This is a genomic window from Ruminococcus sp. (genome assembly GCF_024691275.1).
Classification (GTDB): domain Bacteria; phylum Bacillota; class Clostridia; order Oscillospirales; family Ruminococcaceae; genus Ruminococcus.
In genome coordinates, this window is sequence record NZ_JAILNU010000030.1 from 85,529 (window position 1) to 107,891 (window position 22,363).

20 protein-coding genes are annotated in these 22,363 nt (G+C 45.2%); 8 read left to right on the forward strand and 12 right to left on the reverse strand.

All coding sequences use genetic code 11. The features are described from left to right. Positions 1-170 precede the first annotated feature (170 nt). The 5 genes from K6G33_RS03765 to K6G33_RS03785 all read left to right on the forward strand — a co-directional run bounded on the left by K6G33_RS03765 (position 171) and on the right by K6G33_RS03785 (position 6,641). Positions 171-1,961: an ABC-F family ATP-binding cassette domain-containing protein gene (locus tag K6G33_RS03765; protein ID WP_296776446.1), complete on the forward strand. Its 1,791-nt coding sequence runs from the start codon at positions 171-173 to the stop codon at positions 1,959-1,961. A gap of 110 nt (positions 1,962-2,071) precedes the next feature. Continuing rightward, positions 2,072-4,120: a CotH kinase family protein gene (locus tag K6G33_RS03770; RefSeq protein WP_296776448.1), complete on the forward strand. Its 2,049-nt coding sequence runs from the start codon at positions 2,072-2,074 to the stop codon at positions 4,118-4,120. Between the two features lie 87 nt (positions 4,121-4,207). Continuing rightward, a complete protein-coding gene (locus tag K6G33_RS03775) occupies positions 4,208-4,867 on the forward strand; it encodes a hypothetical protein (protein ID WP_296776449.1) in 660 nt (219 codons plus the stop codon). Between the two features lie 56 nt (positions 4,868-4,923). Continuing rightward, on the forward strand, positions 4,924-5,556 hold the full coding sequence (locus tag K6G33_RS03780) for a sortase (RefSeq protein WP_296776451.1): 633 nt from the start codon (positions 4,924-4,926) through the stop codon (positions 5,554-5,556). A 260-nt stretch (positions 5,557-5,816) separates the two neighbouring features. Then, the gene (locus tag K6G33_RS03785; protein ID WP_296776453.1) at positions 5,817-6,641 is read left to right on the forward strand and encodes a hypothetical protein; all 825 of its coding nucleotides are present in this window, start codon (positions 5,817-5,819) and stop codon (positions 6,639-6,641) included. A 204-nt stretch (positions 6,642-6,845) separates the two neighbouring features. Here the strand turns inward: K6G33_RS03785 and K6G33_RS03790 are convergent, their stop codons facing one another. Continuing rightward, positions 6,846-9,869: a dockerin type I repeat-containing protein gene (locus K6G33_RS03790; protein ID WP_296776455.1), complete on the reverse strand. Its 3,024-nt coding sequence runs from the start codon at positions 9,867-9,869 to the stop codon at positions 6,846-6,848. A gap of 268 nt (positions 9,870-10,137) precedes the next feature. Between K6G33_RS03790 and K6G33_RS03795 the strand changes: the two genes are divergently transcribed. Together K6G33_RS03795 and K6G33_RS03800 are read left to right on the forward strand one after the other, a co-directional pair. Beyond that, positions 10,138-13,584: a glycoside hydrolase N-terminal domain-containing protein gene (locus tag K6G33_RS03795; protein ID WP_296776457.1), complete on the forward strand. Its 3,447-nt coding sequence runs from the start codon at positions 10,138-10,140 to the stop codon at positions 13,582-13,584. A gap of 251 nt (positions 13,585-13,835) precedes the next feature. After that, positions 13,836-14,288 carry a helix-turn-helix domain-containing protein gene (locus K6G33_RS03800; RefSeq protein WP_367270461.1) on the forward strand — a complete coding sequence of 151 codons (453 nt, stop codon included), beginning with the start codon at positions 13,836-13,838 and terminating at the stop codon, positions 14,286-14,288. Positions 14,289-14,352: 64 nt separating this feature from the next. Here K6G33_RS03800 and K6G33_RS03805 read toward each other — a convergent pair whose 3' ends face one another. Then, positions 14,353-14,598, reverse strand: coding sequence for a hypothetical protein (locus tag K6G33_RS03805; RefSeq protein WP_296776459.1), 246 nt, complete (start codon positions 14,596-14,598; stop codon positions 14,353-14,355). A gap of 146 nt (positions 14,599-14,744) precedes the next feature. Next, on the reverse strand, positions 14,745-16,043 hold the full coding sequence (locus tag K6G33_RS03810) for a dockerin type I repeat-containing protein (RefSeq protein ID WP_296776461.1): 1,299 nt from the start codon (positions 16,041-16,043) through the stop codon (positions 14,745-14,747). A 651-nt stretch (positions 16,044-16,694) separates the two neighbouring features. Between K6G33_RS03810 and K6G33_RS03815 the strand changes: the two genes are divergently transcribed. Then, positions 16,695-16,865 carry a hypothetical protein gene (locus tag K6G33_RS03815; RefSeq protein ID WP_296776463.1) on the forward strand — a complete coding sequence of 57 codons (171 nt, stop codon included), beginning with the start codon at positions 16,695-16,697 and terminating at the stop codon, positions 16,863-16,865. Between the two features lie 58 nt (positions 16,866-16,923). On the opposite strand, the gene K6G33_RS03820 is transcribed toward K6G33_RS03815, so the two are convergent. The 9 genes from K6G33_RS03820 to K6G33_RS03860 all read right to left on the reverse strand — a co-directional run. Further along, positions 16,924-17,928, reverse strand: a complete 1,005-nt coding sequence (locus K6G33_RS03820; protein WP_296776465.1) for a serine hydrolase — start codon at positions 17,926-17,928, stop codon at positions 16,924-16,926. A 127-nt stretch (positions 17,929-18,055) separates the two neighbouring features. Then, positions 18,056-18,757, reverse strand: a complete 702-nt coding sequence (locus tag K6G33_RS03825) for an SDR family oxidoreductase (protein ID WP_296776485.1) — start codon at positions 18,755-18,757, stop codon at positions 18,056-18,058. Between the two features lie 7 nt (positions 18,758-18,764). Further along, positions 18,765-19,352 carry a hypothetical protein gene (locus tag K6G33_RS03830; protein WP_296776466.1) on the reverse strand — a complete coding sequence of 196 codons (588 nt, stop codon included), beginning with the start codon at positions 19,350-19,352 and terminating at the stop codon, positions 18,765-18,767. Between the two features lie 10 nt (positions 19,353-19,362). After that, positions 19,363-20,022, reverse strand: a complete 660-nt coding sequence (locus K6G33_RS03835; protein ID WP_296776469.1) for an alpha/beta hydrolase-fold protein — start codon at positions 20,020-20,022, stop codon at positions 19,363-19,365. Continuing rightward, entirely contained in the window at positions 20,019-20,582 is a 564-nt protein-coding gene (locus K6G33_RS03840) for a hypothetical protein (protein WP_296776471.1), read from the reverse strand. The genes K6G33_RS03835 and K6G33_RS03840 overlap by 4 nt, the downstream gene beginning before the upstream one ends. A gap of 12 nt (positions 20,583-20,594) precedes the next feature. Next, positions 20,595-21,137 carry a flavodoxin family protein gene (locus K6G33_RS03845; RefSeq protein WP_296776472.1) on the reverse strand — a complete coding sequence of 181 codons (543 nt, stop codon included), beginning with the start codon at positions 21,135-21,137 and terminating at the stop codon, positions 20,595-20,597. A gap of 335 nt (positions 21,138-21,472) precedes the next feature. Then, entirely contained in the window at positions 21,473-21,694 is a 222-nt protein-coding gene (locus tag K6G33_RS03850; RefSeq protein ID WP_296776474.1) for a hypothetical protein, read from the reverse strand. Then, complete coding sequence (locus K6G33_RS03855; protein ID WP_296776477.1) at positions 21,675-21,809, reverse strand: hypothetical protein; 135 nt, start codon at positions 21,807-21,809, stop codon at positions 21,675-21,677. Before K6G33_RS03855 ends, K6G33_RS03850 begins: the two co-directional genes overlap by 20 nt. A 355-nt stretch (positions 21,810-22,164) precedes the next feature. After that, positions 22,165-22,363, reverse strand: a 199-nt coding sequence (locus K6G33_RS03860) for a DUF4368 domain-containing protein (RefSeq protein ID WP_296776480.1), incomplete at its 5' end; no start/stop codon positions are given.

Below are 22,363 nucleotides of genomic sequence, written 5' to 3' on the forward strand. Positions count from 1 at the left end.
TCGCTCAACCGAAATATAAACAAAAAGCTGCAAAATATAGCATAGATCACCATTCGGTTCAAAACAGATATATATTGATTTTATGTCTTTATTGTGTTATAATGTATTTGGCGTTATATCGAAAGGGTGCAGCTTTGCGATATCATTATTTTACATAAGGAGAGAGATCGGTGATCCTTCTAACTGCTCAGAACATTTCAAAGACATATATGGAAAGAAAGGTGCTCAATGACGTATCGTTCTTCCTCAACGAAGGCGACAAAGTCGGCATCGTAGGCATAAACGGCACAGGCAAGTCCACCCTGCTCAGGATACTTGCAGGAGCTGAGGAATCCGACAGCGGCGAAGTCATAAGGACTAACGGCATAAGAGTTTCCTATCTGCCGCAGATACCCGAATTCGGGGAAAGCGGCTCGGTGCTGTCACAGGTGCTCGCGCATCTTCCCGATGACCTGAAACATTCCAAGGAATACGAAGCCAAGTCGGTGCTTGACAAAATGGGCATCACGGACTGTGAAAGGGACATAAGCACTCTTTCGGGCGGTGAAAAGCGTCGTGCAGGCATTGCTGCCGCACTTATCCAGCCCAGCGACGTGCTCCTTCTTGACGAGCCCACCAACCATATCGACAATGAGACGGCGCAGCTCCTCGAAGACCTGCTGCTGAAATACCGCGGCGCTATCGTCATGGTCACCCACGACAGATATTTCCTCAACAAGATATGCCGAAAAATAGCCGAGATAGACAGGGGCAGCCTGTATGTCTGCGACGGCAGCTACAGCGATTACCTCGCGCAGAAGGCTCAGCGTGAAGCCGATGCAGAGGCTGCCGAGCGCAAGAACAAGTCACTGTACAGGCGCGAGCTTGAATGGATAAGCCGCGGTGCCCGTGCAAGAGGTACCAAGTCCAAGGACAGGATCGAGCGCTTTGAAGCTCTCAAAAACCGCGATATCCCTGTTGAAGCAGAAAAGCTGAAGCTTCAGTCCGTATCCTCACGCCTCGGCAAGAAAACCATAGAGATCGAAAATATCAGCAAATCTATCGACGGAAAGCCGCTTATCACCGACTTTTCGTATATCATCTCCCGTGACGCACGTATCGGCATAGTCGGTCATAACGGCGCAGGAAAAAGCACCTTCCTGAAAATGCTCATCGGACAGATACAGCCCGATTCAGGCAGGATAGTGCTGGGAGATACTGTGAATATAGGCTATTTTTCGCAGGAATGTGAGAGTATGGATCCGTCGCAGCGCGTCATCGAGTATATCCGCGAAACAGCCGACAGAGTGCAGACTCCCGACGGAACTGTTACCGCGTCGCAGATGCTGGAACGCTTCCTTTTTACGCCCGAGCTGCAATGGAACAGGATCGAAAAGCTCTCGGGCGGTGAGCGGAAAAGGCTGTATCTGCTGAAAATACTCATGACCGCGCCGAATATACTGCTTCTTGACGAGCCCACCAACGACCTCGACATTGCGACCCTCACCATACTTGAGGACTACCTCGAAAATTTCAGCGGTGCAGTCATAGCAGTCTCTCACGACCGCTACTTCCTCGACAAAATGGCGGACGAGATATTCGAGTTCAGGGACGGTGTGTGTACGCGCTTCAACGGCAATTACAGCGATTATGCGGAAAAAGCTGCCGGGTCCGCACCCGATACCGCCAAAGTCAGGAAAAAAACGGAGAAAAAAGAGCGCGTATATACGGGCAAAACAAAGCTCCGTTTCTCGTTCAAGGAGCAGCGCGAATATGAGACTATCGACGACGATATCGCCGCTCTTGAACAGGCGATCGCCGATACCGAAAAGGAAATATCCGCAAATACGTCCGACTATGTGAAATTACAGGAGCTTTCCGACAAAAAGGACGAGCTCGAACAGCAGCTCTCGGACAAAATGGATCGCTGGGTATACCTCAACGATCTTGCCGAACGTATCGCTAAAGGAGAAATGAAATAAGTCTTAGTATACATATTCTGCAAAATTTATAATATTTTCAAAATTTATAAAGCGTTTTGGCTCTTTTTTACGTCAAATAAGTGAAGATTCTATTTTACGGAGGGGTTATGATGAGCAAAAAACACTTTCTGAAAACCGCTGTCACAGCTCTGGCAGCAATAATGTGCCTGAATACAAGCGTTAGCACGGCTTTTGCAGTTCGGACTCCCACCCTGCCTAAGTTCAACGGCGTTACACCGCATAATGTAGGCGAAATGCCAAAGAGGACAGACCTTAAATACGAATCCGTTCCTGTGGAAAAATTCCGCGTATCGAACCTTTCGCCAAAGTCCGACACCGACCTTGACTACACCGACTGGTGGTACAGCGAATGGGAGGACTGCCGCTTCATCTTCCTGCCCGCTACTGCCGACCGCAAAAAACTGGTCATCGAGTACGATTCAAAAGAGCCGATATATCTCAACGACAAGAAGCTGACATCGGGCGAGACTGTGGATATTCTCGCAAGCGGCGACGAATTTACCGTAAAAGCAGGCGATACCGACTGCGGAAAGCTGAGGATAATGCAATCCGAGCTGGGCTGCTTCTACCTCTTTACGACCCACAACGGACTTAACGCTCTTGACGGCAACAGGTGGCTTCAGGAAAAGGGAACTGCCCTTATGCTCAACTCTGACGGAAGCACGGTCTACAGCGGAGATATCGAGAAATTCGAGGCTCACGGCAATTCCACATGGGATTACAGCAAGAAAAAGCCCTATCACTTCAAGCTGGCGAAAAAAGCCGACCTCTACGGTATGGGAAAGGCTAAAAAATGGGTGCTCTTAGCCAATTACCTCGACCACTCCATGCTCAGGAACAAGCTCACCGAGGAGATGTGCCATGCGGCAGATATGGAATATGCTGTTGATTCGGTATTCGTTGACCTCTATGCAGACGGCTCATACCGCGGAACTTATCAGCTCAGCGAAAAGGTGGAGGTAAAGAAAAACCGCGTAAACATCTCAGATCTTGAAGAAGAGACCGAAAAGGTCAACGAAGGAGTCAATCTCAAAGAAACTCCGCGAGTTGTGGTCGGTGCCGAAGACGTTATGGAATACATGGAGAACAGCTATAAATACCATGATATCCCCAATGACCCTGCCGATATCACAGGCGGATACCTGCTGCAAAGACAGCAGTTCAACCGTTACGGCTACAAAGCAGAAAGCGGCTTCGTCACTTCACGGGGACAGGCTATATCTCTGGAAACTCCCGAGTACGCTTCAAAAGCGCAAATGGAATATATCAGGAACTTCGTACAGGACGCAGAGGACGCTATATACTCCGAAAACGGCTATAACTCCAAGGGAAAGCACTACAGCGACTATATTGATATCGACTCGTTCATCAAGGCTTATCTCGTTCAGGAGATAACTATGAACATCGACGGAACGTTCTCGAGCTACTTCATGTGGAAGGATTCCGACCTCACAGGCGACGGAAAGCTGCACTTCGGACCTTCGTGGGATTTCGACCTCAGCTACGGCGACTTCCCTACAGGACGCACCAATTCTGACGGCAACGGCGGCTTCTCCACAGTGTACAATAACCTGTTTACAGCCTATTTCCCTATACACGGCTATGATTTCGGTCCTGATACCGGAAGCACAAGGCCCGTCTGCGGCATAAGCTGGGAGGGACAGCTCTACAAGCAGCCCGAATTCCTGCGCCGTATAGCTACCACGTATATGAACGATTTCGAGCCGTTCCTGACAAAGTATACCGACGGCGATTCTCCGCTGCTTACGAAAATGGCTGAGGATATGCAGAGGTCCGCAAATATGAACAATGCCCGCTGGCATACCTACGGCGGCTCCGATTACGCTGTATTCGGCATGGGAAGCGGCGACGACTTCTTCGGCTCGGTGGAGATACTGCGCGATTTCGCACAGAAGCGCAAAAACTGGCTCACAGAGCTGTGGAAGCCCGAATCTTACATCAAAGGCGATGTGAATTCCGACGGTGTACTCAGCGTTGCCGACCTCACGATAATGAAGAAATGGCTGCTCAGCGGCGGCGATATGAAGGACTGGACAGCAGGCGATCTCTGCGCCGACAACAGGATAGATGTATACGATCTCTGCGAGCTGAGACACAGACTTCTGATGACAGAATAGGACAGGATATCGCTTGACAGACCGCCTCATAACGTGGTATACTATAAATCCCGAAACAATCTTAACATTGCGAAATGAGGTCATAATATGCTGAACAATCATCTTAACAAGCTCGAACGCAAATTCGGAAAGTTTGCGATATCGAACCTGATGCTCTATATCGTACTGGGAATGGGCGTTATCTACGCCGCTGAACTTATCCTTTCCGCCAATCCGAACAATACCATCAATCTTTACAGTATGCTGATCTTCAGCAAATACCATATTATGCAAGGTGAGGTATGGAGGATACTTTCATTTGTGCTGCTGCCTGTCAATTCGTCTTTCATTCTGCTGTCCATACTTGTCCTGTATTTCTACTGGTGGATGGGCGAGGCCCTTGAAAGACGGTGGGGAAGCTTCAAATTCAATATCTTCTACTTCACAGGCATTATCGGCTGCATAATAGCAGGCTTCATAATAGGCTTTGCCACCAACACCTACCTGAACCTCAGCCTTTTCCTCGCATTTGCGATACTCTTTCCTGATGAGGAGATACTGCTGTTCTTTGTGCTTCCGATAAAGGTAAAGTGGGTAGGCTTGGTCGATGCCGTGGTTATCGGTGCGGATTTTGTCAGAGGCAGCACGAATACAAGGATATTCATACTGTTGTCACTCGCAAATCTTTTCCTTTTCTTCGGCAAGGATATGTTCACAGGCTGCTACTACGCGGCAAGAAGATACTACCACAAAATATCCAAGAAATAACAACACGCCCCGTCTGATGAACATCAAACGGGGCTTTTGATAAAGACAGGTGTAAAATGAAGAAAAAGCTATGGAAGATACCGTTTTTTGTCGGTATTCTGTTCGTTCTCACAGCAGGCGGTCTGTGCTTGTACAATATCCTCGAAAACCGCGCTGCTTTTGAAAGATCTCAGGAAGTAATGACAGAGCTGAAAAACGTCATTCCCCGAACCTCAGCCGCAGCATCATCTGTTCCGCAGCCTGTCTCGGAAGACCTGTTTGCTCCGTATGAAGAAGCAGGAACAGCTCCCGCGGAAATGCCGACGGTAAGCATAGATAACTGCGGATACTGCGGATATATCACGCTGCCTGCTCTCGGGCTGGAGCTGCCTGTCACAAGCGAATGGAGCCTTGAAAAGCTGAAGAGCTCTCCCTGCCGTTACAGCGGCACTGCTGAGGGGCACGACCTGATAATAGCTGCCCATAACTTCAACAGTCACTTCGGCAGGATACGTTCGCTCTCGCAGGACGATGAGATCATATTCACGGACGTGAACGGCTGTCAATACCGATATAACGTCATATCTGCCGAGATAATCAGCGGCATGGATATCAGCGAGATGTTCCGCGGCGAGGCTCAGCAGTGGAGTCTCACCCTGTTCACCTGCACCCTTGACGGCAAGAGCCGCGTTACTATCAGAGCAGCGTGATGCCGAGCTGAGTCGGTTCGCAACGGGACTGCGTTGCTGCTTGTTCCGCTCGCCCACTCTGTACGGGATAGTTGGTATAGTACAGTACACAAAATGTAACATGGTTCAAACGCAGGGGCGGATAATATCCGCCCTCAAATTTTATCGTAATCATTATTCACAAAAGAATGTAAAACTATTGACAAATGAGCCTCTGATATGATAAAATATAATATATTAACATATAATTGTTGGTGAAAATATATCTCGGAGGTCGTAAAATGAAAAGAAAAATCGTATCTATAATGGCAGCAGCTCTCATCTTCACTGCATCTGCATCGGTCTGTTCGGTAACAGCTGACGCAGTATCTGTATCAAGCACTGTAACAAATGTCAACAGCAAGGTCTGCACAGCTTCTTTTAAGGGCAAGTCATTTGAACAGACTGTATTTTTCCCCGAAGCTATGCTCAGTTCCAACAAAAAATATCCTGTAGTTGTATGGGGAAACGGTACAGGCGCTACATCTTCAATATATAATGAGCTGCTTAGTAAGATATCAGCGGGCGGCTATATTGTAGTGGCAAATAACGATCGTTTCTGCGGAAGCGGTGCGTCAGAATCAGCATCAGTTGATTTTATCATCGCTGAAAACAAAAAAACAAGCAGCATTTTCTATAAAAAAGTAGATGTTGATAATATAGGTGCAGGCGGACATTCACAGGGAGGAAAAAGTGCGGTAAACGCAGCTCTTCGCAATTCAAATATTGATTGCGTTTTCAATGTTGCAGGTATCTCCACTCAGCGCGAAGCGAGCAAACTTACTGTCCCTACTTTCTTCACAGCAGGTACAAATGATCTGATCGTTCCTTCTGTTATATGGGTGAAGCCTGCTTACAATAAGTGCAAAGCTCCGGCTGTATACGCGAGCCTGAAGAATGGTTTCCACCTTACTTGCTGCGATTCTCCTGCTGTTTATGCAGAATATGCTCTGGATTGGTTCGACGCATTTCTTAAACATGATGATACAGCAAAGTCTGTTTTCCTCAACGGCGGAAAGCTCTCAAAGGATAGCAGGTGGGTCAATTACGCTTCAAAGAATTTCTGAACATGAATAATGATCTGATAAAAAAAGCTCCTGTGCAATTTAAACGGGCTGCTCATATAGAAACTTTACACGAAATTATCGGGTGAGAACCTTTCTGAGGAAAGGTTCTCACCCATATCTCATGTAAAAATTTCTGTATAAGCACCGTTTTTATACACAGGAGCTTTTTGACTATAAATAGTCATTGTTTGAAATATCTGAAAATCACTTTTCCAGTCCGAGAAGGATCATCTGAATCTTCTGTGCATCGCCGACTGTAACGCCGTTGCCGTCCATATCGGCATTGAATGCACCGAGTTCTGAAAGTCTGTACTTGTTGGGATTTGCAAGAGACTGCATTATCATTACAACGTCAGCCATATCAACGCCGCCGTCGTCGTTGGAGTCGCCCTTCTTCACCCTGCTTGCAGGCACAGCGCGGAAAATAATATCAGTCGAAGTCTGTTCGTTGAAATTAACTGTTTTTGTCGGGACAATAAGGACATAATCTCCTGACTCCGAATAAGCGGTAACTCTGTAGTCACCCATTGTAAACAAGCCTGTTATGGACTTTTTTGGTTCGACCTGTGTATTCCAGTTATCAACTATCGCCATTTGTCTTTCAGGGTCGAATTCTGCAATTATCCTGAGATCGGGGTCATTGTTTTCGTCGGTGATATCGACTGCCCTGACATTGATCCTGCAATTGCCCATGTGCATCTTGTCGTATGCGTTGCTTCTGTAAAGGTAAAAGTCGGTCTTGCCGACGGGCTTTCCGTCAACTACGGAGAAGTTTGTAGTGAAGCCGTAAACGCCGTCATTATAGCCCTTTGTCTCCATTAATATCTTAGCCTTTTCCGAATAGGATCCCAGTGTTACGTAGTGACCTTCAACATCAAGAAGAGTTGCTGTGTAATCGCCGTCAGGAAGGACTATAGAAGACGTAGTACGTATTTTAGGATAATATACCTTTCCGTCATCAGCGCCCTTTATTTCCATATATTCATTTGCGATATCGTTGTATTTGCTCAGCTCCATTATGCCGCCGTACTGCGGATCACGATGAATAGGGTCGCCGTTCTGGTCTTTTTCGACTTCCGTGATATCGTGGACGTTCAGGTACGGAGAATAATATTTATAATCATCAGGCCATAATACTATCTGAGACTCCTTATTCGGGTTCTCCTTTGTAATAAAGAAGGTATTGTCGTAGGCGGAGAATGAACGCTCATAATTATATTTTTCGGGCACATTATCCAGACGTATGTAGTACCAATTTTCTTCAAGACCGTCCACAAACAGCTCTCCGTCACTTGAAGATACCCAATCCGCAATAAGCTTTGAGTGATACTCATTTGTGATGATCCTTACCTTAGCCCCCTCAACAGGCTCGAAAGTACGTCCGTCAACTACTTTCAGTCTGAGGCTGCCATTTACGGCAGGGTCTCCCGGATCGTTCTTATTTTTGGTGACATAGAAATTGAGGTATCTGTCGGATTTTCCGTCAGCGACCTTAAAGTGAATACCCTCTTTGTACGGTATTTTCATATCAGGGTAGCACTCTATAATTTTCTTTGCAAGATCCCAGTCACGGGAAATAATATTGTACTCGCTGTCTATAACGCCGAGAGTTGCGGTGTACTCGCCGTCAGGAAGATATATTTTATCATAGCCTGTGCAGGAAGTCGTGCAGAAGAAGTTGCCGTTCCTGTCATAGACAGTGATATAAGCATTGCCTTGAAAGATTTTTTCGCCCTCAAAGAAAGTACCTGATTCACCGAGCTTTGCATCGGTATAATCGTTGATGCTGATACCTACATTCGGTTTTGCGTTCTTTGGAACGGCTCTTATAACGATGTCCTGTTCCTCATAGTTATTGTTGAAATTGAAGAAAGTGCCGTGTATCGGACAATAGTCTTTTGCGACTTTACTTACATATATGCCGTAATACGCATTACGGAAGAGATTGTTGAAGTGTTTTACAGCCTCGTCGGAAGAATTCCAGGTTTCTATTATTTCACTTGATGCAGTTGGGTTTTTAGAGAGAGTGAGCTCCGCGCCCTCGATATTTTTTCCTGTGGACATATCCACAAAGGAGATATTCGCGGAGCAGTTGCCCACCTGTTCATTTATGGGTCTGAATTTCAGTGTGACTTCCGCAGGCTTATCCGCTTCATAATAGATATCTGCTTCACCTGGTTTGTAGTATATTTCGCTGAAGCTGTCACTTTGCTCTGTCTCAAAGGCGAAGTCCTGCATATACGAAGGCGGCACATCATTGGCTATTATGTTATATCCGCCCTGCATAAAGGTCTTGGCAAACTTATCAGGATTTTCGGAGGTGTCCCAGTTCCATACAGTCCTGAAGTCCTTAGAATATATGCCTAACTTGATACCCTCGATATTTTCACCCGTAACGCTGTCAACAGCGCGGAGCGTAATATCATTTGCGGGGCGCATTTCGCCGTATTTCTCATAGAAAAGCTCGATAGTTTTGTCAGACTTGCCGTCTTTTACTTCAAAATCTATCTCATATTTTTCAGGCACATCAATGTCAAAAAGCTTCTTTCCGTACTTAGCTTTCTCCGAATTTGCACTTACAAGGTGAAAATTATGTGAGTTGGAAGCTTTCAGCGTATATTTTCCGTCAGGAAGATACAGATAGTTTTCTTTTTCTTGCAGATTGCACGAGGTGAAATAATTTCCGTTCTCATCGTATATGCCTGCTGAGATATATTCGTTATTCAATTCATTGCTTGTGAAAAAAACGGCATCATCTTTAAAATTTGTCCAGTCACAGACTGAAACACAAATATTACAGTCATACGTTGGTTTCCACGGATATACTTTCAGCACTATATTTTTGGTCTGACCAAATCTGTCGAAAGTAAATGTATGCTCGCCAAATATAGTTTCGCTTTTTGACAGCGGCTGAACGTCTACGGCAAAGGTATCCTCTGCGTAGAGGTCGGGAACGGTCTTGATGACCTCCTCGGAAGTGTTCCATTTTGCCACGCACCAGCTTGAACCGTATGGATTTGACATGAGCCTTATTTCGTGGTCCTCCAGATATTCGCCTGTCAAGCCGTTGATAACGGATATACGTGCGGTACAGTCGTAATTATGAAGAGATACATTTTCAGCTCCGATGTTTTCGGCTGCTGTTGAAATAGCAGGTGCAATAACACCTGTGTTTGCCGCTGCAATAACAGCGGACAAGAGTGCTGCGGTAATTTGCTTGAAATTCATATTATTTCCCTCCCCAAATAATATATTGTAATAATAATATATCATTTATTATTAACAGTTGTCAATACTCTTTTGTGAAAAAAGGCAACAAAAATCATGATGTTTTTAATATGTTTATCACAAAATCATCACCTTAAATGTGTGAGCCTTGTAGAAATTGTATATAAATTATTGACTTTTTATTACTGTGAGAGTAAAATTGAATATACAGATATACATTTATAAATATAGGAGGAACTGTAATTAAATACAAAGGAGTTGGTGAAAAATGAAATCAGGAAAAACAAAGAAGTTCATTTCAGTTTTCCTCGCAGCGTGTATGGCGATACCGCTTGCCTCGGGCGGAAAAACCGTTCCGCAGCTCAAAGTAACAGGGCTTACGGCTTCCGCTGCAAATGACCGCGACGACGATCTTGTGCTGCGCTACAACAGCATGGCAGGCTATGTCAATACCGACAACGCCTTCAACAACGACGAGTCGTTCTACAAGGCACTCCCTCTCGGAAACGGAAGGATCGGCGCGATGGCTTACGGAAACTACCCCGATGAGCTCATCGACCTCAACGAGTGTACGGTGTGGAGCTCGGGTCCTGGCAGCAATAACCGTGACGGCGGTGCAGACCATATCAAAGAGATACAGGATCTCATCAAAAACGGCAAGTACAACGACGCAAACGGTCTTGTGGGACGTTACCTCATAGGCGGCGGCGAAGCTAAGTATCAGAAGGTAGGCGCTCTCAAGCTCAGCTTCGGCCACAAGGACGTTTCGGACTATTCCCGCGAGCTCGACATGAACGACGCTGTTGCAAGGACGGTATACACCTATAACGGTAAGAAGTACACCCGCGAGACCTTCGTAAGCTATCCCGATCAGGTAATGGTAACTCGCATAACCTGCGACAGCCCTTCATCTGTCTCTCTCTCGGCAGGCTATGACGGCGTACTCAACGGCGGAGTAACTACCGACGGCAATGATACTCTCGTTGCCAACGGTCACGGCGACGAAGACCTCTGGACAAGGGGGGCTGTATATTTCTCCTCTCGCAGCAAATTTATCCCCGAAGGCGGCAAAGTCAGCGCAGGAAACGGCAAGGTAACTGTTTCCGATGCGGATTCCCTCGTTATCCTCACCTCAGTACGCACGAACTTCATCGACTACAAGACCTGCAATGGCGACGAAAAAGGCGACGCTGCGGCTGATATAACCAAAGCACAGAAGCTCTCGTATGACACCCTCTATAAACATCATATCGAGGACTATCAGAACCTCTTCAAGCGCGTGGACGTTGAACTCGGCGGCAATACCAACGATATCATTAATAAAACTATCCCTCAGCGTATAGCCGAATTCGGCAAAACTAACGACCCGAAAATGGTCAAGACCCTCTTTCAGTACGGCAGATACCTTATGATAAGCGCTTCACGCGACGCTCAACCAATGAACTTACAGGGCATATGGAATAAATACTCAGCTCCTGCATGGGGCTGCAAGATGACTACGAACATCAACTACGAAATGAATTACTGGCCTGCATTCACCACCAATCTCGCCGAGTGCTTCACACCTTTCGTGGAGAAGGCTAAGGGACTTGCAGAAGCAGGCAGCGAAACTGCAAAAACTAATTACGGCATAAATAACGGCTGGGTACTCCACCACAATACCGACCTCTGGAACAGAACAGGCGCTATCGACGGCGCTTGGGGACAGTGGCCGACAGGCGGCGCATGGGTATCGAATATGCTCTATGACGCTTACCGCTTCAATCAGGACGAGAGCTACCTTGAGGAGATATATCCCGTTATCAAGGGCAGTGCTCAGTTCCTTAACGCCCTCATGACACCTGCGACCATAAACGGTCAGCAATACATGGTGATAAGTCCGAGTACCTCTCCCGAGATCAATCTCCCCGCTTATCCAGATGACTGCATCGACCAGAGCATCACTATGGATAACGGCATCGCAAGAGAGCTTTTCAAGGACGTTGCCGAAGCTTCCTCAATACTCGGCAAAGACCCCGACCTCCGCAGTATGCTCAACAGCAAGCTCACCAATATCCGCCCCGAAACTATAGGCAAATGGGGACAGATACAGGAATGGGCTCAGGATTGGGACAACCGGAACGAAAAGCACCGCCATATCTCTCATATGTATGCCCTTTACCCCGGCTTTGAGATAACTCCGTCAGATAATCCTGCCACCGCAAAGGCTGCGTCTGTATCCCTGAACGCCCGCGGCGACGACGGTACAGGCTGGTCGGAAGCGTGGAAGCTCAACTGCTGGGCAAGGCTTGAGGACGGTGCTCACGCATACAACCTCGTAAAGCTCCTCATAACTCCCGTAAATAATTACGGAAGGCTCTACGACAACCTCTGGGACGCTCACCCGCCTTTCCAGATAGACGGCAACTTCGGCTTCACATCGGGCATTGCGGAAATGCTCCTCCAGAGCCAGAACGACGTTATAAGCCTTCTCCCTGCGCTCCCGAAGCAGTGGTCAACAGGTCACGCAAACGGACTCTGCGCACGAGGAAACTTTGAAGTTACGGAAATGAGCTGGTCAAACGGCAGACTGGAAAAGGCTTCTATCCTGTCGAGATCGGGCGGCACCTGCACGGTAAAGTACGGCGGCACTATGATAAGCTTCGAGACAGAAGCAGGCAAGGAGTACAAGCTCAGCGGCGAATTACAGCTTGACAGCTCCGCAGATACTCTCCAGAACCTTGCTCTGGGCAAGGACGTAACAGCTTCGGGCGCTGAAAGCGGCGAGGGAGCTGCACTGGCAGTTGACGGCGACGACACTACAAAGTGGTGTCATGTTGACGGTCTCAGCGGCGAGTGGATACAGGTAGATCTGGGCGAGAATTACGATATCCGACGCTGGAACGCTAAATTTGCAGGCCTTCAGGAGGATATCAAGTATAATCCCCGCGATTTCAAAATACAGGCAAGTACGGACGGCGAGAGCTGGACGGATATAGCCGCAGTCTACGGCAATACCAAGAGCTCATGCGGAAGAAATATCAGCGGTATCTCCGCAAGATACGTAAGACTGGAAATGCGCACCTCAACTCAGAACAGCGACGGCGGCGCAAGAGTTTACGAGCTCGAAATATGGGGAAAGGACGATAAGCCGCCTGTTCCTAAGACAGCTTTCAAGACCTACGGCGGCAGCGGCTACAACTTCATGTACGGCGGTATCCAAAAGGACGACAGCGGCAAGACTGCTATCGGCTACATCACGGACGGCTCTTACATAGTTTTCCGCAGTCTCGATTTTGAGAGCGGCGCAGAGGGCTTCCGCGTAAATGCTGCAAGCGCTACAGAAGGCGGATATATAGAGGTAAGGCTCGATTCCTCGGACGGCGAGCTAATTGCCAAGTGTCCGATATCGGGCACAGACGGCTGGGACGAATACGTTGAGACTACCTGCAAGACCAAGCTCTGCACAGGCACTCACGACGTTTATCTCGTATTCACGGGCGAGGACGGCTACCTGTTCAATGTCAACGACTTCTCGTTCTACGGCATCAAGGGAGACATCAACGGCGACAGGAAAGTGGACGTGTTCGATATGGTACGCTACAGGAAGGCTCTTACCGAGGAGATAAAGCTAACGGGTCTGGGTCTTTCAAATGCGGATATGAACGCGGACAAGGAAACAGGCATCGCAGACGCACTTCTTCTCCAGAAGTATCTGCTGGGCAAAACTGCATGATATTACTATTCGGGAACGCCTTCGTTTGTAAGGCGTTCCCTTTTGTACCATTGACTTTTTAATTTTTCTTTGCTATAATCAGTTTAGCAAAGGATACTGCTCCGACGCTGATTTTGCCTGAAAATCGGCAATGCAACGAGAATTTACATGATTGTTAACTCTCGTTGACAGATTGTTCGCTGTAATTGGTAGACTTTTCGGGGACAAAATGATATGATGTATTCATCAAATGATACAAGGAGGCATCATTTATGAATAGCATTATTTTATCAAGGGAAGACATGACAAAAGAACTGAAAGGCGGTACGATATTAATGGGATTCAATAACAGGCTGTATGAGCTTCGCAGGCAAAAGGGTTTTTCGCAGGAGGAGCTTGCCAATCGTCTGAACGTTTCAAGACAGACTATTTCAAAATGGGAGGTGGGAGACTCCACACCCGATATGGAGAAGCTCATTGCTATCAGTGACCTTTTCGGGATATCTCTTGACGAGCTGGTTCTGGACAAAGCTCCTGAGCAGTCTGCGGAAGCTCCTGCAAAAGCTGATCTTTACACCGACATCAAGGAGAAGCTCCTCACGGACGATAATAAGAAAAAAGCAAAAAAGGGCTTGAAAATAGCCGCAATAGTTTTCGGCGCATTCGTGCTGGTCGATATTATATCTATGATAGTTTATTTCAGTCTGCATGGTTTTCCAAAGTAAAAGATAAGCTCCTGAGAAAAATCTCAGGAGCTGTTTTCTTATTAATTTGGATAATGACAATTTTTTAAGCATAATAAGTGCCGATTAATGTCCAGTTGCCTCTGCTTCCCTTGTATACTTCTACAAGATGAGAGCTATAGTAATATATGTAGCGGTAATTACCAACATAATCCACTCTGAACCATTTGCTTGCTTGTGCTGTCATTATTTTAGTTTTTTCTGGGAGAATAGTTTTTGAAATAGTTGTTCCTACACCTAAGATAGTAAACGCCATTATAACTGCTGAGATTTTTTTGAAAAGTTTTTTCATTTGTTATTACTTCCTTTACAAATAAATTCTAAGGTTAATATTTCAAACCTTATATATATAATACATTATGATTTTAAATATGTCAACAGAATTTACACAAAAAGCAAAATAAAATTCTTTTTAAGCAGGGTAGCGTTCAGATAAGTTCAATTCATGTGAAGGAGCATTTCCTGTATTGCCTGCGCGTCGCCTATTGTCAGTCCGTCGCCGTTCATATCGGCATTTTTCCTGCCCTGTGCTGTAAGATGCACCTCGGCTGTGCCGTTATCGCCGTACTTGTCGGGATTCGAGAGAGCCTGCATAACGAGCACAACGTCTGACATATCTGCCGAAGTATCGCAGTTGGCGTCGCCCTTTACAGTTTCTGTCGGGTTGCAGTTATATCCCAGATAATCGAAATGGAAAGCTGCAAAATACGGATTCAGCTGAACGTAGTTCAGTGCCGCAGCCATAAGCTCAGCCGCTTCACGGGCATCTGCGGTCTTTGCGCTGATACTGCATGAACAATACTTATTATATGCAGCTCTGCCCTCACCGTCGAGTATTCCCCATGTTACAGGCTCATTCTGCTTGAATCCGAACTGTATCTCGGACAGTCCGAGTGCCGATGAAAACCTGTCCTGTTCCCAGCAAACTGCGTAATAATCAGCAATTTCGGGCTCGGATACGGGGAATGGGTTCGGCTGTAAAAGTACGTTTATCCTTCCGAGGCGCTGTTCCTGAGCAGCTTTCTCCGCAGTCCAGAGGATATTGCCATTGGCTTCTGTCAGACCTTTTTCGGCAAACAGCGCCGAAACTTTGGCTTCTGAAAGCTGTCTGAACTCCTCAAAGGAATAGTCTGCATCGCTTTCAGACTGCTTCGACAAGCTTCCCTCAACGCCTGTCATGACAAGCTCGGGAGCTATACTGCGCTCATTGATATAAGCTGACAGCATATCGGGAATATCTGCCTTGTCCGCTTTGTACTCCACGTAAACACAGCTTCTGTCCGCATCTTCGAGAAGCTCAGCTTCGGGAACTATTCTTGCGTTAAGCTTGTTTTGGGAAATAAAATACGCGATAAGTCGGCTTATGACCTCGGTGTTCTCTATCAGACCGCCTTTTTTGTGGTCCTCCTGAAGAAAATTTATCAGCTGCGGTTCATAACCCTTGCTTTGAGCGTAGGTTACGATGTCAATGGGGATATCAGTGTCCTCACGGTAATAGCCCACGAAGACGATATCCCTTGGCATAGATTCATCGTTGACTATCCATGCGTCGATATCATTCCTTGAAATGTACTCCGAGAGCAGGTCCCTCAGTGCATAGGTCTGTGTGGCAGAAGCAGCGATAACTGACGAATTATCGCTTGTCAGTCCGTCGGCATTCGCAAATGTCGCAGCAGATGAAGCCGCTGTCATAACTGCTGCCATAAAAACTGCAATATATCTTCCGGTCTTTTTCATAATTCTCATCCTTTCGCAATATAATTGCTTTTAGTTTTTTTGTAACACAAGGCCTTGCGTTCTTTACTTATTAGACGTAAAATAATCGAAAGATCACTAAGTATATTTCAAGTTAAAATAAAAAAATCGTGTCCCCCTAAAGCGGAGTACTCATATAGAAACTTTACACGAAATTATCGGGGGAAACCTTTCTGAGGAAAGGTTCCTCTGACCGAGGCGTTGAAAACTTCATATTAATGCTGTATAATGGTGGTAGAAATTCAAAGGAGGGTACGGATATGTATGAACTGGACGATATAAAAACAGGTGAATATCTGAAAAAACTGGTAGATGAAAAGGGTTATGAAACAACGGCAGATTTTTGCAGAGACTAAGAAAAAAACGATAATGAAGGAAGCTTATCAAAACGGCGTTACACTTGATGATCTAAATGTATAATTCAAAACAGAAGCCGATGTGAAAAAGGATGTTGTCAGTTGTTTTAAATATAATGAAAAAATCACGTTATTTCATTTTTTACAGATTCCAAAAATGGCATTGCCACCAATATTTTCTCCGTAAAAAGCAAAAAAGGCTCACCCGAAATAAAAAAGCTTATAATAGAACTTAATGAATGATATAACAAGACAGTTTCACTGGGAGGTGAAAAATATGCCGAAATACTGTTATAATTACGACTCAGGCGATTACGAATACATAGACGAAAACGGATACAGTTGGGACAGAGGCGAATACGTCTATAACTGGGACGACAGCGAATACCGCCGTGAAGAAGAGGAGGAAGAACGCCGCTGCTTGTATGACGACGAAGATGATTGGTAAAAAAATAGCCGCAGGAGACTAACTCCTGCGGTTTTATTATCATTTCAGCTTCCAGCGGTTATCTCCGTGATATATCACACACAAATGGCTCAATATATTCCCTGATAAAATCTGCTCTGTTCATTACAGTTGGTTTGAAATATGAAGCTACAGATATAACGATATTCTTATCAGGATTGATGTAAATAACATTTCCGCTGTTTCCGAGAGCTGCGTAAATATTCTTCTTACGATCCAATATCCACCACAGATAGCCATATTCCATACCCTGCCAGTTCTGATTTTCAATGATTCTTGGGTGCGTCATTTCTTTTATCCAGCTTGAAGAAATAATACGCTTTCCGTTATAAACGCCTTTGTTCAGACAAAGCTGCCCGATCTTAGCCATATCCTCGGCTGACATACAAAGTCCGTAGCCGGGAGTTCCTAAGTCCTCTGTATCGCAGAACCATACATTCTCTTTGGGAGTTTTCTCTATGGTAAACTGCTTGTGTTCTTCTGCTGATCTGGCTATGAAAATCTTGTATGGCTTGATACCCAACGGTTCAAAAAGGTACTTGTTTGCATAATCCACAGTTTTCGTATTTGTTGCCTTGTACAGTATTCCCGAGAGGATATGAAGGCACACGGTTTTATAGTTGAATTCGTCGGTGAGTCCTTTCTTTCCGCCAAGAAAATCAAGAGAAGTGTATGTCCAGTTATCGCTTGAACAAACCTTGCTCCACGGATCTCCCTTACCCTTATACGGTGCTCTCATTGTCAGCAGGTGCTTGATAGTTACATCGTATATGGTCTTTTCTCCGCGTTTTACCGTATAATCAGGGAAATAGTCAAGGACTTTATCATTGATACTGCCTATCTGTCCCTTATCAAGAGCTATGCCGATCAGCAACGCCATTACGCTTTTTGTAGCGGACATTATGTGTACGCAGTCGTCTTTCTTATAATCATGCCATGTATCACTGTACACCTTTTTCCCGTCTTTGTAAGCGCAGATCTGGCAGATGTTGCTCTTGCTGCCTTTGCTTTCCTCAATATACCTATGAAGTTCGTCTTTTGTCATAATATACCTCCGAATAGATAGAGTTCTGTACATTCGATCGAAGTTTCATACAGTATCTTTATTGTAGCAATATCATTTTTAATTGTCAATACTTTTTTCTAAAAACTTTATAAAGAGTGCAAAGTGTTTATTTCAGCTCCCAGCCATTATCGCCGTGATATATCATTAGTTTGGTCATACCGCCGTCGATGCAGATATTCTCGCCTGTGATGAAGCCTGCCTTGTCGGAGCAGAGGAACATCACCATATTTGCGATATCCATTGGATTTCCCACACGTCCGCAGGGCTGCTGATATGCGTCAGGACCGTCATAGACTTTGTAGGAAGTATCGATCCAACCTGGGGAGATAGAGTTCACGCGCACCTTTCCTGCAAGGCTTACTGCAAGAGCGTGAGTGAGGGCTGCTATTCCGCCCTTCGCCGCCGTGTAGCTCTCGGTCTGAGGCTGGCTCATACGGTCGCGTGAGGACGAAATATTGATGATACTGCCGTCCTTGTTGAAATGAGGAGCGAACAGCTTCGACAGATAAAACGGCGCAGTCACACCCACTGACAGCGCATACTGGAACTCCTCATAGCTGCACTCGTCAATGCCTCTCATCAGTGGCAGAGCATTGTTCACGAGGAAGTCGATGTGTCCGTGCTGAGCTATGACCTGCTGTGCGAATTTTTCGAGCACGGTCTTGTCGGAAATGTCGCCGACGAAGTGGTCTCCCTCGGCTTTGTCAATAATGCACACCGCCGCGCCGTTTCTCCGGAATTCTTCGGCTATGCACTTGCCTATCCCGTTTGCGCCGCCTGTTACTACGGCTACTTTGTTTTTGAACATACTATCGCTATTCATTCTTTTTTCGCCTCGATTCCCAAAACCTTATAAATTCCTTCTCCCATTTTACTGCTGCTGGATAACGCCATTTATATGTTTTATGCTCATCATAATTGTATTTCAGGTATTTGCGAGCAAGTAACTCGCGCTCCTTGAAGTATTCATCTCGATTATCATTTTCAAGTTCTTTTGCTTCTTGAATCGCTTTCGATATATCATTGATTTCAGTCAGTATTCCCCTTGTAAAGTGCAATTCAAAAGCATATTCAAAACTCAAGAAGTCAGCCAACTGATCAGAATTCTTTAAATCACGATTATTATCTAAAGCAATTATGCAACTACCTGTGAAAAATACAGGTGTTTTTCTTGAAACATCTTCGATATCTCCTGACTCGCGATTATATTTTATTCCCCAAAGTTGTTTCTTTTCCACACTATAAACAGCTGTATATCCACGCCAACAACTTGAACAATACCCCTGTTTTATTTTGGGAATATTAAAACGTCCGAAATCAATGATTTGCTTTCCTTTTTCAACGTCGATCAATGTGAATTTTTGCCCTTTGAAATAAAAATAATCTCTTGATTGCATCGTCATTGTTATCACCTCAAACTATCCAGTTTATTCCTTTAACAATACGGTTCTCAGGCTCATTGAAGTGTCCGCCATCGTTCCATTCAAGGATATGACAGGACACGTTTTTATCGCAGCACACAAGCTCATACTGCCTGCGAGTACAGTCCCCGACAGTCGCCATAATACGGTCGCGAGCCTTTTCTTCGCGGTCGCCGAGACTGAGATAAACGGAGCTATTCTGCGGTGCGGTATGGCTCTCGGCGTAGCTTATCCAGTTCCCGAACCACAGTGAGCCCGAGCAGCTGATAACTCCGCTGAACGCCTGACTTTCATAGAACACCCACAGGCTGAAAAGTCCTGCGAGAGAGTATCCGCAGAGGGCACGCTTTCCCGTGAGACCGTACTCCTTTTCACAGTATGGAACACACTCGTTCACAAGCCAGTCCAGCGTTGAGCGTCCGCCGCCCGAAAAAGACATTTTCTTGTTGAGCGTGAACTCCCACGGCGAGAAATCGGCGTTCCAGTCCTCGACCTCGTAAATGATATAGTTGCACTTTATGTCCTCGCACAGCGCAAGGACTTTTTCAATAGTCTCGGAGCTGTTTTTCATCTCGCCCAAGTATATCGTAGGCAGGTCAGCACTGTTTATTATGATATGGCAGGTTCTGCCACCGATGGTCTCTGTTTTCATTGTTTGTCCTCATAATGAAATGCTATTATTGCTTTCAGATTGTCAAAAATAAATGTCTGTGCTTGTATTGAATATAGATTAAGATAGTATTCCTCACCGTTAGCTCTTGTTTTCATATGTGATGTAATACCTATATCACCGCCTGCTGTTGTTGCAACACGGCAGCCATCTGCATTTTTGCATATCAAACCAATGCTTTCAAGCCAGTCATTTATCCATGCTGCCTGTATTTTTTTTGAACCATTCGGTTCAATTACTCTATTAATTTCGTTGGCAATATCACTTACTCTGCAATCAAAAAGATTAAGTTTCAGTTCTGCAAATTGTTCATCAGTTATGAAAGTCTGTACCTTTTTATTTTTGCGAGGAACGGTTCTTTTATTCTCAAACACTTCTATCTCCCATTCAAGTATGCGCGAAATATATTCAAAACAGGCTATAACACGCCTGTCGCGTACAATGTCACCTTCATTAACTCGTAAACCCGAATTAGGATCCACCCCAACAGCAAGCTTGTCCATATACAGCTTTGCACGTTTTAGTTTTTCAATTTCGTTCATTTTTGACCTCCTTTACGTACCTATGGATATTCCGAGCTCATACGCCTCTTTTAACGTGGGGCTTTTATCTATGTCGCCTATGTCCTTGACTCCGCGCACCAGTATCGTACCGATACTTTCAAGCTTGAAGAAGTCCGGCACCATTTGATACTGCATGATTATGGGCTCAAACAGATTCGGAAGCTCTGCTGCTCCCACAAGAAGTAGTCCGAGTTTTTTAATGTGAAATGTGTTTCTCATAGGCGTGTGAAGCCTGTCCACGATTGCTTTCAGCTGTGCACTGATACCGTAGAAATATACAGGTGAGGCAATAACAACAATGTCCGCATTCCTCAGCTTTTCATATATCTGAACCATGTCATCGTCCTGAAAGCATTGATTTCCTTCGCGTGTAAAACAGCTGTTGCAGCCAATGCAGGGATTCACATTATAATCGGCAACAGATACTATCTTCACGTTATTATTCTTTGCAGCGCCTTCTGCAAAGCTCTGCGCCAGCCGCGCAGTATTGCCGTTTTTTCTCACACTGCCAACAAGAATTACTATATTGCTCAACTCCAACACCTCTCTTTTTAATTATTATAACTGAAAAAATGCAGTTTTTCAAGGTCGATTTGTGAACAGACAACTGCATAAATGATTACCCCGAGACGATTTGCCAATCGCTTCGGGGGGGATTGTATTATTATTCGTTTAGGCTTCTTTCTCCTTGCAGTTATTATAATTGCATTATCGCATAATCAAGAGTTCTCAAAAATTTACGATGAAATATTTCCATAACCTTTTCAATTGCCAGTCATGAGAACCGCCGCCGTAAATGTAATGTACCCCCGTATGCCTTTGCAAAAAAAGAGGACAGCCGCCGCAATTGGTGACTGTCCTTTGTTGTTTTATAATGTCTCTGTTATAAGATTGATATATTTGTCCAATGTCGGGCGGCTTATTCCACACATTGCCGCATACTCACATTTTGTAATTTCGCCGCCCTTGTAAAGATTGTACTTGTCAATTACCTTTTGCGGAATCTGAGCGAGCGTTACAGGTTTTCTTCCGATCTGTTTGCCTTTTGCCTTTGCATTTGCAACGCCAGATTTAACGCGGCTGCATATCATGTTCAAGTTCACCGAATACACCAGCCATTTGCAGGAAGGCTTTTGTCATAGGATCAAGCTCCCCATTTGTGCAGTCAATAGTGATAGAGTTCTTAATTAAATGTTTTCTTTGCATCGGCAAGATGCCTATAAATAGAACTTTGTAGCTGTATTAACGATATATAGCTACAAAAAGCCTTCTCCAATTTGGCTGTTTTACGTTGCTTACAGCAATTTATAATTCGGTACTGTTTTCGGGATATGTTCGTTTCAGCTTGATAAAGTCATAGTGAATAATAAAAAAGATATTCCATGAAGGCAAATTCCGACTATGACAGAAATATGACACTTTACTATTTAGTCAAATAAATAAGCGTTCCCTCACTTAGAAGAAACGCCAATTTATCGCTGTTTTATTGGAGCTTGTGACGGGACTCGAACCTGCGACCGAGGACTGTTTTTAAAGCGAACATAATTTCTAGTTTTGATTGTTACGCTGCTTTTGCCACAGTTTCCTTCAGTTCGCCTACGAATCTGTAATATATCTCTACCTGCTGATATGTCTTTCCATAGAGCTTTTCCTTGTGGTGGACAACTATTTTGTCGATAAGCTCATTGAGTATATCAGCATTGAGTTCCTTTATATCCGTATAACTGTCAATTACTTTTGTAAATTTATCGGCGGCATCG